Origin of the sequence: Bacillus sp. DB-2, assembly GCF_003315125.1 — a bacterium.
GTDB lineage: Bacteria > Bacillota > Bacilli > Bacillales > Bacillaceae_G > Bacillus_A > Bacillus_A mycoides.
The window spans coordinates 123,802-136,455 of the sequence record NZ_QNRN01000016.1 but is presented as its reverse complement, the minus strand read 5'-3'; the positions used below and the strand labels follow the sequence as shown (position 1 = coordinate 136,455).

General features: G+C 34.3%; 12 protein-coding genes. 3 read left to right on the top strand and 9 right to left on the bottom strand.

Translation table 11 applies throughout. The features are described 5' to 3' along the window. Positions 1 to 164: 164 nt before the first annotated feature. Positions 165 to 1,124 carry an oxygen-dependent tRNA uridine(34) hydroxylase TrhO gene (gene trhO, locus DET63_RS24430; protein ID WP_002086277.1) on the bottom strand — a complete coding sequence of 320 codons (960 nt, stop codon included), beginning with the start codon at positions 1,122 to 1,124 and terminating at the stop codon, positions 165 to 167. Positions 1,125 to 1,623: 499 nt separating this feature from the next. On the opposite strand from trhO, the gene DET63_RS24425 reads away from it, so the two are divergent. Then, positions 1,624 to 2,919, top strand: coding sequence for an Nramp family divalent metal transporter (locus tag DET63_RS24425; RefSeq protein ID WP_113938125.1), 1,296 nt, complete (start codon positions 1,624 to 1,626; stop codon positions 2,917 to 2,919). Between the two features lie 59 nt (positions 2,920 to 2,978). Here the strand turns inward: DET63_RS24425 and DET63_RS24420 are convergent, their stop codons facing one another. From DET63_RS24420 to DET63_RS24410, 3 genes are all read right to left on the bottom strand, one after another. After that, entirely contained in the window at positions 2,979 to 3,839 is an 861-nt protein-coding gene (locus tag DET63_RS24420) for a M23 family metallopeptidase (protein ID WP_113938124.1), read from the bottom strand. An 82-nt stretch (positions 3,840 to 3,921) separates the two neighbouring features. Then, positions 3,922 to 4,989 carry a sensor histidine kinase gene (locus tag DET63_RS24415; protein WP_113938123.1) on the bottom strand — a complete coding sequence of 356 codons (1,068 nt, stop codon included), beginning with the start codon at positions 4,987 to 4,989 and terminating at the stop codon, positions 3,922 to 3,924. Beyond that, positions 4,979 to 5,677, bottom strand: a complete 699-nt coding sequence (locus DET63_RS24410) for a response regulator transcription factor (protein WP_016104516.1) — start codon at positions 5,675 to 5,677, stop codon at positions 4,979 to 4,981. Before DET63_RS24410 ends, DET63_RS24415 begins: the two co-directional genes overlap by 11 nt. 142 nt (positions 5,678 to 5,819) lie before the next feature. Here DET63_RS24410 and DET63_RS24405 point away from each other — a divergent pair, with 142 nt between their 5' ends. Then, on the top strand, positions 5,820 to 6,350 hold the full coding sequence (locus tag DET63_RS24405) for a GNAT family N-acetyltransferase (protein ID WP_088039196.1): 531 nt from the start codon (positions 5,820 to 5,822) through the stop codon (positions 6,348 to 6,350). A 65-nt stretch (positions 6,351 to 6,415) separates the two neighbouring features. Here the strand turns inward: DET63_RS24405 and DET63_RS24400 are convergent, their stop codons facing one another. The 5 genes from DET63_RS24400 to DET63_RS24380 form a co-directional block, all read right to left on the bottom strand. After that, on the bottom strand, positions 6,416 to 8,044 hold the full coding sequence (locus DET63_RS24400) for a peptide ABC transporter substrate-binding protein (RefSeq protein WP_113938122.1): 1,629 nt from the start codon (positions 8,042 to 8,044) through the stop codon (positions 6,416 to 6,418). A 156-nt stretch (positions 8,045 to 8,200) separates the two neighbouring features. Continuing rightward, positions 8,201 to 9,526 carry a bifunctional S-methyl-5'-thioadenosine deaminase/S-adenosylhomocysteine deaminase gene (locus DET63_RS24395; protein WP_113938121.1) on the bottom strand — a complete coding sequence of 442 codons (1,326 nt, stop codon included), beginning with the start codon at positions 9,524 to 9,526 and terminating at the stop codon, positions 8,201 to 8,203. Positions 9,527 to 9,636: 110 nt separating this feature from the next. Next, positions 9,637 to 9,939: a YunG family protein gene (locus tag DET63_RS24390; protein ID WP_113938120.1), complete on the bottom strand. Its 303-nt coding sequence runs from the start codon at positions 9,937 to 9,939 to the stop codon at positions 9,637 to 9,639. Between the two features lie 121 nt (positions 9,940 to 10,060). Then, the gene (locus DET63_RS24385; RefSeq protein WP_113938119.1) at positions 10,061 to 10,666 is read right to left on the bottom strand and encodes a pentapeptide repeat-containing protein; all 606 of its coding nucleotides are present in this window, start codon (positions 10,664 to 10,666) and stop codon (positions 10,061 to 10,063) included. 56 nt (positions 10,667 to 10,722) lie between these two features. Further along, the gene (locus DET63_RS24380) at positions 10,723 to 11,646 is read right to left on the bottom strand and encodes an alpha/beta hydrolase (RefSeq protein ID WP_113938118.1); all 924 of its coding nucleotides are present in this window, start codon (positions 11,644 to 11,646) and stop codon (positions 10,723 to 10,725) included. A gap of 209 nt (positions 11,647 to 11,855) precedes the next feature. Between DET63_RS24380 and DET63_RS24375 the strand changes: the two genes are divergently transcribed. After that, on the top strand, positions 11,856 to 12,617 hold the full coding sequence (locus tag DET63_RS24375) for a DODA-type extradiol aromatic ring-opening family dioxygenase (protein ID WP_113938117.1): 762 nt from the start codon (positions 11,856 to 11,858) through the stop codon (positions 12,615 to 12,617). The last annotated feature ends 37 nt before the right edge of the window (positions 12,618 to 12,654 follow it).

The window sequence follows — 12,654 nt, the reverse complement described above, 5'->3', positions numbered from 1 at the left end:
AAATGAAATTTTTATCAGCGATTTTCCGAGTATATCGGTGCAACTCAAAATATATCGGCGATTTTTTAAATATATCGACTTACCGACAAAAATTGACAAAAAAGAAGTTACTCTAAAATAAACTTTGGAGTAACTTCTTCTCGTTTTTGTTAAACTAATTCCGCTTACTTACCTGCTTCGATTTTTTCTAATGTAGCAGCTACTTGCTCTTCAGTTAATTCGTGTTGCACGATATAACGATTACGTGGGTGTACACGACATTCATGAGAACATGCACGTAAATGTTTTGCTTCACTTTCTTCAGAACATAAAATTTTCTTGTTACATTCAGGGTTTGCACAGTTTACATAGCGCTCACAAGGTTCACCTGTAAAATGATCTTTACCAACGATAACGTGCTCTTTTTGGTTTACTGGTACAGCGATACGCTCATCAAATACGTAACATTGACCATCCCAAAGTTCACCTTGTACTTCTGGATCTTTTCCGTACGTTACAATTCCGCCATGAAGCTGGCTTACATCTTCATAACCTTCGCGAACTAACCAACCTGAGAATTTCTCACAACGAATTCCCCCTGTACAGTACGTTAAAATCTTTTTACCTTCAAGTGTTTCTTTATTTTCTCTAATCCAATCTGGTAATTCACGGAATGATTCAATATCTGGTTTAATTGCACCTTTAAAGTGTCCTAAATCAAATTCATAATCATTTCGTGCATCAATAATAACTGTATCTTCTTGTTTCATTGCCTCATAAAAATCTTTTGGTTCTAAATACTTCCCAGTAATCTCTTTCGGATTAATGTCGTCTTCTAGACGAAGTGTAACTAACTCTGAACGAGGACGTACGTGCATTTTCTTGAATGCATGTTCATCCGCCTCATCAATTTTAAACACGATTCCAGCAAAACGTGGATCATTATTCATCGCTTCCACGTATTTTTCTGTTTGCTCAACAGTTCCAGAACAAGTTCCGTTAATTCCTTCTGTCGCTACAAGAATTCTTCCTTTTAACTCAAGTGATTTACAAAATTCTAAATGCTGTTCAGCAAATTCTTCTGGATTTTCAATTGTTGTGTACATGTAATACAGTAATACTCTATATGGTTTTGTAGTTGCCAATGTATTTCTACCACCTATCTAAATTTTAAAATCATGTATAAGTTAACGTTCATATCAAAACATATATAATAAGAAAATACATACTAAATTGTACTTAGCCTATTTTCTTCTATTTACAATTTTTTCTACAAGTTAACAAAAATAAAAACAAGATTACAGAACAAAACACTACGGTTAGGTTGTAATCCCAATATATTATATATCATACAATTTCATTTCCATCAATTAATATGCTGTAATATAAGCTGTATGTTCACATAAATTTCAAAAATAGCCCTATAATTTATTATCTTCTCCCTTATTCATCAACCATAAACTCCCAAAATATTTTTGCATCGTCACACCATTCATTGTACACAGTCATATAATTTGCATTAAGGAAACTTTTATGTTCAAATGAAATTGCCACATCATATATCTAAATGTATTGAAATAATGAGTAAGAGTAAGAATAAAGTGAAACTTTAATCAAGTTAAGATTTCAAAGGGGAATACTACTATGAATAAAGATATAACAAAAGATAAACAAGTCCCTTCTCAAAGTACAACAGTTCAATCAGCCCATTTAGCGTTAAGTGGACAAACAAAAGGCTTTAAAAGACTGTTACCATTCTTAGGACCTGCTTTTATCGCATCAGTTGCTTATATTGATCCTGGGAACTTTGCTACAAATATCGCAGCTGGATCACAATATGGGTATTTATTGCTTTGGGTAATACTCGCTTCTAATTTAATGGCTGTATTAATTCAAACTTTATCAGCTAAATTAGGAATCGCTACTGGGAGAAATCTTCCTGAAGTAGCTCGCGAAAACTTCCCCAAACCAGTTTCCATCGGTTTATGGATTCAAGGTGAACTCGTTATTATGGCTACAGATTTAGCAGAATTTATCGGGGCAGCACTTGGATTGTATTTATTATTTGGAATTCCGATGTTACCAGCTGCTTTAATTACAGCAGTTGGATCATTTATTATTCTTGAATTTCAACGCAGAGGCTTTCGTCCATTAGAAGCTATCATAACAGGTATGATTTTTATCGTTGTTATCGCTTTTGGTATCCAAGTCTTTTACGCAAAACCGGAATTAAGCCCTCTACTCTCAGGACTTTTCACTCCAAAATTCCAAGGTGTAGATAGCATCCTTTTAGCAGCTGGAATTTTAGGTGCGACAGTAATGCCGCACGCGATATATTTACATTCGGCCTTAACGCAGCGCCGTGTAGTCGGAACAAATGATGAACAAAAGAAAAAGATTTTCCGCTTCGAATTCATCGATATTATTATTGCAATGGTTATCGCTGGAGCAATTAATGCAAGTATGTTAATTGTAGCAGCTGCACTATTCTTTAAAAACGGCTTGCACGTTGAAGACCTTGATGTTGCTTTTAACCAGTTCAGTAATTTAGTCGGTCCTGTATCGGCTGCATTATTTGGAATTGGACTTTTATCAGCAGGTTTATCTAGTTCTTCTGTTGGTACGATGTCTGGTGATATTATTATGCAAGGATTCATTCGAATGCATATTCCGTTATACTTACGCCGATTTATAACAATGATTCCGCCTCTCGTTATTATCGCTTTAGGTGTAAATCCAACTTACGCTCTCGTTATGAGTCAAGTTGTCTTATCGTTCGGTATTGCCTTTGCATTAGTACCACTTATTATGTTTACAAGTAATAAGAAGATTATGGGCGCACTCGTCAACCATCGCATTACAACATTTATCGCGTGGTTAATCGCTGCACTTATTATCGCTTTAAATATTTTCTTACTGTATCAAACATTTGTAGGTTAATAAAAAAGGGTATTCCAAATTTAATTTGGAATACCCTTTTTGGATGAAATGATTTCCTTCTACTTACCACTTATGTATGTCCCTCTTTCTGGCATTATCGCACCTTTTTCAGTTCGAAAATAAAGTGGTAATCCTTCCGAAAGAAATATGCTCACCTTAGATGGATCCTGCCTTTGATGATGAATATGTAAATGCGGCTCACTTGAACTTCCTGAGTTACCAACTTGGGCAAGAAATTCTCCTTCATTTACATGTTCGCCTTCCCTCACTTTAATTGATCCTTTCTTTAAATGGGCAAGAAACAAAAATGTACCTGTTTCATCCAGTCGTAAATAAATATGATTTCCCGCCATCGATTGAAAATCATCCGATCCCGGAACTAAATCTATTTCATCATTTTTAATTGATACAACTGTCCCAGAAGCTGGTGCCATTACTTTCGCTCCATATATTCCATAATCCTCTAACTTACTACTTTTCACTTCAGCAGGTGGAATGAGAATATCGTATGCCCATCGTTCATTTGGTTTTATAACGTGATAGTTCGTTTCTAATTTATCGCCGCCCCAACCTATCAATGCTCGTTCATTCAAAGGAAAACGAACGACTACTTTAGGACTCATAGACTGTACATCTACCGGGTATGCAATTCTCCCAATGTTAGCGAACCACCCCACGGGCCAAGCTCCAATGGTAGAAAACAGAACTATTAATAGTAGCGTTCCATCTATCCGCTTTCTAAAAATGCCTTTCCAAACAAACATTACTGCTGAGCCTATTAAGAGACAAACTGAAATTACACTAAAAGCCTGTATAATCCACCACACAAAGACTGATGTAACGCCATTACCTAAATAAACTAAACTCCAACTTATAATTAAAAAAGCAACTATAATCGCTAATAAAAATCTCTTCCACATGCTGTATCCCTACTCTCCTATCTTTGTTCCCCATGATACGAAGTAAAAATTACGACATATGAAAGAAATACTTACGACTTTCTTACATTTCTTTATACCGCGGTAAAACGATAGTGAAAACCGTTTCTTTATCGTTACTACGTACAGTGATATCTCCTTTATGAAGTTCCGCTATACTTCTCGCAATTGCAAGCCCCATTCCTTTTCCACCCGTATGAGAGCTACGTGATTTTTCACCACGATAAAACTTTTCAAAAACGTAAGGAAGGTTCTCATTCGGAATGCATTGTCCAAAATTTTTAATTTCTATTTCAACATTCATATCTCTTTTAGAAACTTGAATTAAAAGCTCCTTTCCGTCTTTCCCGTACATAATGCTATTACTAATTACATTTTCGAATAGCCTCACCATAACCGCTACATCCATTTCCACATGTAACACCTTATCACCTTTAATACAAAAGCTCATATCGGCATCATCTAGTTGTGGTACAAAATCAATCATGATTTGTTCAATGAACGCTTTCATATTTACTACACTTTTATGTAATTCGATCTCTCTATAATTTATTTGACAATATTCTAATAAATCATCTACTTGATTTTTCAATTCATAACTTTTTCGCTTTAATATACTTACATACTGTTCACATTCTTCTCTATTTGAATGCAGCTGATTTCCTAACAGGTCCGCGTAACCTATTAGGGATGTTACAGGTGTTCGTAAGTCATGAGAAATATTACTAATCATTTCATCTTTCATTTCTTGCGATTTTTTTTCATTCTCTATAGACTCTTTTAAACTTTTGGCCATTCTATTAACATTCGCTGCTAATTCACCAATCTCGTCATTTTTTGAAATAGGTATATGTATTTCCAAATTACCATTACTTATTTCCTTCAGACTCTTGTTAATTTCAGATAATCTTTTCATCGTTGTTTTTGTCATGAATGCAAAGTATATTGTAGTAAAAATTAAAAAAACTATTAAATATAAAAATGAATATTTTTCCTCTAACGCAGTAACATGACTATATATATTTCCAATTGCAATTTGAAACGCTATTATACTTACAGTTGCTAAAAAAATGCTACATATGAATGCGATAAAAAACTTAGCTCTCATGCCTTGTAATGATTTAATCTTCAATTTTATATCCGACTCCCCAAACATTTTGAATAAACTTCGGCTCTTTTGGATTCTCTTCAATTTTATTTCTTAATCTTGCAATATGAACCATTACTGTATTATTACTTTCATAGGCCCTTTCTTTCCAAACGCTTTCATATATTTCTTCAATAGTAAACACACGATTCATTGCAGCGGCCATTAAGTACAAAATATCATATTCAGTTTTCGTAAGATTAATTGTTTCTCCATATAACATTACTGTTCTCGACACTTCATCTATTTCTAAACCTCTAATGTTTATTTCCTTTTTTATTACTTGAACAGCATTTTGATTGAAATATGTATACCTTCTTAATTGAGCTTTCACTCTTGCTATAAATTCAATTGTACTGAACGGCTTCACAATATAATCATCTGCCCCAGTACTAAATCCAACGACTTTATCTATGTCCGATGATTTCGCGCTTAAAAACATAATTGGTAAACTATATTTCTCTCTTATCCTTCTACACAATTCAATCCCATCCATTTGAGGCATCATAACATCAAGGATAGCAAGTTGAACATCATTATTATTCAATACCTCTAACGCCTCTTCTCCGTTGTCAGCACTAAAGACAGTAAAACCTTCTTGTTTTAAATTTTCATTAACGAATCGAATAATATCTCGATCATCATCTACAATTAAAATTGAGTTTTTCTCCATATCTAAACCTCTTTTTGAAATATATTCCACAATTAATTTTAACATAAATCAAAATCATCATTACACCTTGAATAATCTTTATTTTCAGATTAAATTATATAATAACAACACATTCTAGTTTCAGAAGAAATGGAGTGAAGGCATGTTTCCTATATTAAAAACCAACCGGCTCATTTTACGAGAACTTACCGAAGAAGATGCACCGAGTATATTACAGTGCTTTTCTAATACCGATGTCCTGCGCCATTATGGCCAAAAACCATTGCAAAATTTGGATCAAGTAAAGCAAATCCTTAATAATTTTAAGTTGGGTTACAACGCAAGAAGCGGCATTAAATGGGGAATCGAATTAAAAGACAAGAAAGGTCTCATTGGAACAATTGGTTTTCATGATTGGTCTTCCGAACATAAACGAGCAAATATAAGTTATGCCTTTTTCCCTGAACACTGGGGAAATGGATATGCGACTGAAGCGGTTTCTGAAGTTATATCATACGGTTTCCACACACTTCATTTAAAACGTATCGGAGCAATTGTCTTTCTTGAAAATGAGGCTTCAAATAAAGTACTATTAAAATTAGGTTTTGAAAAAGAAGGAGTTCTAAAAAACTATATGTATCAAGATGATATCCCCTATGATACGAATTTTTATTCTTTATTAAAATCGGTTTAATAGATATAATTCAAAAAAAAGAAACCTCACTTTTAAAAGTAAGGTTTCTTTTTTGATTAATAGTTTTACTTATTATCGATATAAGCATTCTTATAAGTATAAACGCCACCAAATTGATGCTTTTCAATTCCTTTTACATAATCCCTTTGTACATAAGCGGAACCAATATGATAAAGCGGTGCTACCGCAGCGTCCTCTAATATGACCTGCTCAGCTCCTCGCAACGCTTCCCATCTTTTCTTTTGATCTAGTATAAGATCATTTTTAGCTTTTTTTATTAGCTCATCGTAATGAGGATTAGAATAATTCATTTTATTATTTGGATTACTTGTCGTAAATAGCTCTAAATAACTAATTGGATCTTTATAATCTGGTCCCCAATTTACCATAGATATATCGTAATCACCTGTTTGTTCTAATTGTAACTTTTGCTTAAATGGCTGTTGTTTAATTTGTATCGCGAGTCCATGCAAATTCTTCTCTAAGTCACCTTTTATATATTCCGCCATACGTTTTGCGTTATCTTGTTCAAACGTTAAAAACTCGAGTTTTATTTGTTCTACTCCAAGTTCTTTTTTCGCTTCTTCCCAAATCTTTTTCGCTTTTTGTAAGTCGTATGGAGAAATATCTCCGTTTTCTTTTCTAAAATCTTTGCCAGTCGCTTCATTTATATGACCAACTGGTACAAGTCCACTTGCAGGTTTTGCCCCGTTATTAATAAAGTGAGCTACAAAATCTTCTTTATTTAACGCTAATGAGATAGACTGACGCACTTTCTTATTTGCTAACGCATTATTTTTTTCATTAAAACGGAGCATTGCAATTCCAGGATCGCTCGACATATGTAATTCCTTATTCCCTTTATACTTGTCTACAAATTGAGAATTAATTGGTACTCGATCCAAATCGCCAGCTTCATATAAATTTACTGCTGTCATTGTATCCTTCACAATTTGAAAGTTTATTTCTTCTAATTTCACTTTCTTTTTATCCCAATATGTATCATTTTTCTTTAATTGAAATTCTTGTTCATGCTTCCACTTCTCTAATACAAATGGACCGTTATATATGAGATTACTAGGTTCCAATGCATAATTCTTTCCTTGTTCTTTTAAAAATGATTCGTACTGTGGTAAGTATATAGGTAACGCTAACAACTGTAAAAAATACGGAATTGGCTGTTCTAGTTCCACTTCTAACTTATAATCATTTATGACTTTAACCCCAAGTTCATCAAGAGGCATTGTTCCCTTATTTATCTCTTTCGCATTTTTCACGTAAAAGAGCATATACGCATATTGAGACGCTGTTTCATGACTTACCGCCCGTCTCCACGCAAACATAAAATCATTGGCTGTTACACTGTCTCCATTTGACCATTTTGCATCTTTACGCAAATCAAATGTATATTTTTTACCATCTTCACTTCTTTCAAACGACTTTGCTACTGCTGGAATAGGCTGATCTTGATCATTTAATACATACAACCCTTCAAATATGTTTTGCATAACGTGCGCTGACGTACCATCCATCGTTTTCGCAGTATCAAGAGAAGGAATTTCTTCTGATACCGTTACATTTAATACTTGTTTTTTTGCCTCTGTGTCACTTTTATTCGCTTTATTATTACAAGCTGTTAATAATAAAGTTGTAACAAGTGCCATTACCATTAAATGGCTCTTTTTTCGCTTCATGAGTTGTTCTCCTTAAAAATATGATATTGTAAAACGTTATATATTATAGCAGAAATACTAACAGAAAGATGCGACATTCTTTTGAATATTTATTCGTTCAAGAAAAAAAGCTATCCTTTTAAAAAAGGACAGCTTTTTCAACTGACATATAAATACCTATCTTTGTAAACCTCGTTTATAACGACTTGCTTCAAATATAATACGCTCTTCATCTAATGTTTTACATTCACCATTCCAAACGACACGTTTACCATTAATAATTACATCGCTTATATCTTTTCCACTAGCTGCATACACAAGATGTGATAACACTTCATCTGCCGGTTGTAAATGCGGCTTATTAGATGGGTCAATCGTAATAAAATCAGCACACTTTCCAACCTCAAGTGAGCCCGTTTGTTTCATCCCGATTACTTCAGCAGCTCCTTTAGTCGCAAGTGTAAGAGCTGTTTCAACTGGTAATGCTGTTGCATCTTGATGAATACCTTTTTGTAATAAAGTCGCTATGCGCATTTCTTCAAACATATCTAAATTGTTGTTAGACGCCACACTATCTGTTGCAATTCCTACTTTCATTCCTGCTTCTAGCATCGCTTTTACATTTGCTATACCAGAACCTAATTTTAAATTACTATTCGGGTTATGAGCTACTCGAACATCATGTTCTGCTAAAAATGCACGCTCATTTTCATTTAATACTACACCGTGCGCAATAACTGTTGGGCGTTTAAACAATCCGCAACTTGCTGCATATTCTACTGGACGCTTCCCATACTGTGCTTCAATATCACGTACTTCACGCTCTGTTTCAGAAAGATGAATATGAACCATCGTTTGATTTTCTACTGCAATACGTGCGCATTCTTCTAACAGTTCTGTGGAACATGTATATGGACTATGCGGTGCAACCATCGTAGTTAACATACCACTTTCGTTATAGTAACGCTTCACATATTTCTCAGCTTCTTCAATTGCTTTCTTTTCATCATCTTTCGTTCCGAAGCTAAATAAAGTTCTTGAAACAGCAGCTCGCATTCCGCTCCTTGATACCGTTTCCATAATTGCGTCTTGATCTACTCCAATTGGATTAAACATGTCAGAGAATGATGTTGTACCACTTTTCACCATTTCAAGTAATCCTAATTCCGTGCTAGCGACCGCAAGCTCTGGCGTAAATTGACTTTCAAGTGGCCAAATTCTCGTCTCAAGCCATGGCTGCAATAACATATCATCTCCGATACCTCTCAAAAGGCTCATAACAACATGTGTATGTGTATTGACAAGCCCTGGTAAAACCCACTTTCCTTTCATGTCAATTACTTCATCTACTTCAAAATCGTTAGCGAATTCTCCGCTCTTTACATCTATAATTTGATCATTTTCTACAATGATATATCCATTTTCTATCACTTCATTTTGTTCATTCATCGTTACGATTGTAGCGTTTACATAAGTTGTTTTCAAAAGTATTTCCCCTTTCAACTCTATGAAGTTCCCTTTAATAAGTTACCACCATTATAGTAACTTATTAAAGATTAAGAGTCAAAAGATAATTTTAATTCTTTCGTTGTCTTTTCCTTCAAAATGCTATATTATTTTTCATTTGTATCTGCAAATGCTTCTTCACGGCTCGACTTCATGTCCATATAGTTTAATGTTTCATGAAATTGGGTCCTAGTAAAATCATACCTTTTTCCATCTACTATATTGTAAAAGTGCCATACTTCACCTATCTTCGTCTTTATTATCTCTCCCCCGCACAATTCTTGGACAATAAGGGCCGTTACACCACATTGTCCCTTTGCTGGGCTTTCGCTCGTCCACTTAGAACTCGTTTCTATTGACCAAGATTTTCTTAATGCTTCATATAGTTGTTTAATCTTTATGCTATCCATATTCAGCATCTCCTGACATTAGCAGTTTTACACATCATATGTAAAAGCGGTAAAAGGCAATTTTTCAAAATCATTACTATTTGTAACACCGTTCAATATATTGAACGGTGTTACAAATGATTTAATTCACCTTTGCTCCATAACATCTCGCAACTGCAACCGCCTGCGCTATATCTAATTTCACGTTTTTTAAATCAAAAGCTTTAAAATCAACTCTATCAACTACAGCTCCTCTTAAATCCGCACCACTAAGTTTCACCTTACCTAATTGTGCGCCCGTTAAATCCGCTTCACGCAAATCTGCTTTTTCTAAATTACATTCATATAGGTCAGCTTCAATTAAACGTATACCCTTTAACATTTGTTTACTTAAGTTCGCGAATCTTAAATTCGTATATGACCAATCACCCGATATAATTGTTATTCCGTCTAAATTCGCCTCTTCGAAATCCGAACCAGTCATTTTACATTCTTCAAACTTAGATACAAATAAATTCGCACCAAAAAACCTACAATTAGCAAATGTAGTTCCTTGATGGATAGAAGCATTAAAAAGAGAACCAGTAAAATCGCATTCTATGAAATTACAATTTTCACTAAAAACTTCTGATGCATCTATCCCTCTAAAACGGCATTTTATGAAGGTACAATTTTTCAATTCCTCTTCTTTTATCCAGACATCTTGAAAATCTATTTCTACATATTCTTTATTTACAAATTCGCTCATAATCAATCCTCCAATTTTTCAAAAAACCTCACTTCAGCATGAAGTGAGGTTTCTTCTTATACAATATGCTCATCTAACCATGAAATCAAATCTTGAAATACATCTTCTCTATTCACTTCATGGAACATTTCATGTCTACCATTTTCATATAAACGAAGTGTTACATCTTTCACACCACATTTTTTATAGTTTTCGTATACTTCTTTTACACCTTTCCCCATATCCCCAACAGGATCACGATCTCCTGAAAAAATATGTATTGGAAGGTTTTTCGGTGTTTTCTTAAACTCTTCTAGTTTATTTACTTCTAATACCCCAGAAAATAATTCACGATAAAAGCTTGTTGTACAAATAAATCCACATAAAGGATCCGCAATATATTTATCAACTTGATTATTATCTGAAGATAACCAATCAAATTTCGTACGATTTGGTTTAAAGTGCGAATTGAAATTTCCGAAAGATAAAAAGTTCAGCATCGGACTTTTCGTTTTCTTTCCGCGAAGTTTCATCTCAATTGTCGCTACTTTATGACCGATACTTCCTAATAGCCCTGGATCTCCACCAGTTCCTGAAATAAGGAATCCATCATATAATTCACCTTTCAGTTGTACAGCACGCCTAGATAAAAAAGAACCCATACTATGTCCAAGTAAAAATAACGGGCATGTCTGCTCTTTTCTTATCGTTTCTGATACAAAAATAACATCAGACACAGCCTCATTCCAGCCTACATTTGGTTTAAAATGACCATAATCTTCTTCTCTTTTTACTGTTTTCCCATGACCTTTATGATCATGTGCATAAACACCATACCCAGCTTCTAATAAAGCAGCAATAAAGTCTGTATAAACACCTGCATGTTCTGTCATACCATGTGCAATTTGAATAATCCCTCGCGGATCTCCTTCTGGTAGCCATTTACGTAAATAAATTTCCGATCCATCCAATGCCGTAACGAAACTTTCCTGTATGCTCATTCCGACAGCCTCCAAATCTATTATGTATATCTTTTTTTATAATGAATAAACATTCATTATTCTTATTATGTATTATATGCAATTGCTTTCATTATGACAAATGATCTATTTTTCCGATTACATATTAAACTATTCTCTTGACGAATTCGAATTAAAATTATATAGTTACTTACATAAAGTAATTAATATATTTTTAGGAGGTTTTAATCATGATGCCCTCACTATTTTTAGCACATGGATCACCTATGCTTGCTATTCAAGATACAGACTATACACGATTTTTAAAGACACTTGGAGAAACATATAAACCGAAAGCTATTGTTATTTTTACCGCTCACTGGGAAAGTGAAGTATTAACGATCTCCTCTTCAGATAACGAATATGAAACAATTTATGACTTTGGAGGTTTTCCTCCTGAGTTATACGAAATCAAATATCATGCGAAAGGCTCTTCTAGCATTGCGTCTATGCTAGAAACAAAATTTAAAAACAAAGGCATTCCAGTCCATCATAATATGACGAGAGGTTTAGATCATGGTTCATGGACACTCCTGCATCGTATGTACCCAGAAGCCAATATTCCTGTCGTACAAATATCAGTAAATCCATTCCTTCCTGCAAAAGAACAATTTGAAATTGGAGAAGCACTAAAAGGACTTGGACAAGAAGATATTTTAGTAATCGGCAGCGGAGTTACTGTTCATAATTTACGAGCATTAAAATGGAATGAAACAACTCCGGAACAATGGGCGATTGAATTTGATGATTGGATTATAAATCATATGCATACTAGCGATAAAGATGCATTGTTTAACTGGGAAAGAAATGCTCCTCATGCACAATTAGCTGTACCAAGAGCGGAACATTTTGTTCCTCTATTTATCGCGATGGGTAGTGGTGAGAACGACGGTACGGTCATTCACCGTAGCTACGAGCTTGGTACATTAAGTTATCTTTGCCTTCAATTTTAATGAAAAAGGATGAAGCAATATTGCTTCATCCTTTTTC

Coding starts and splice junctions, on each gene's coding strand:
- DET63_RS24405 (WP_088039196.1), top strand. CDS start 5,820: ATGTTTCCTATATTAAAAACCAACCGGCTCATTTTACGAGAACTTACC.
- DET63_RS24390 (WP_113938120.1), bottom strand. CDS start 9,939: ATGGATAGCATAAAGATTAAACAACTATATGAAGCATTAAGAAAATCT.
- DET63_RS24410 (WP_016104516.1), bottom strand. CDS start 5,677: ATGGAGAAAAACTCAATTTTAATTGTAGATGATGATCGAGATATTATT.
- DET63_RS24380 (WP_113938118.1), bottom strand. CDS start 11,646: ATGAGCATACAGGAAAGTTTCGTTACGGCATTGGATGGATCGGAAATT.
- DET63_RS24400 (WP_113938122.1), bottom strand. CDS start 8,044: ATGAAGCGAAAAAAGAGCCATTTAATGGTAATGGCACTTGTTACAACT.
- DET63_RS24385 (WP_113938119.1), bottom strand. CDS start 10,666: ATGAGCGAATTTGTAAATAAAGAATATGTAGAAATAGATTTTCAAGAT.
- DET63_RS24425 (WP_113938125.1), top strand. CDS start 1,624: ATGAATAAAGATATAACAAAAGATAAACAAGTCCCTTCTCAAAGTACA.
- DET63_RS24420 (WP_113938124.1), bottom strand. CDS start 3,839: ATGTGGAAGAGATTTTTATTAGCGATTATAGTTGCTTTTTTAATTATA.
- DET63_RS24375 (WP_113938117.1), top strand. CDS start 11,856: ATGATGCCCTCACTATTTTTAGCACATGGATCACCTATGCTTGCTATT.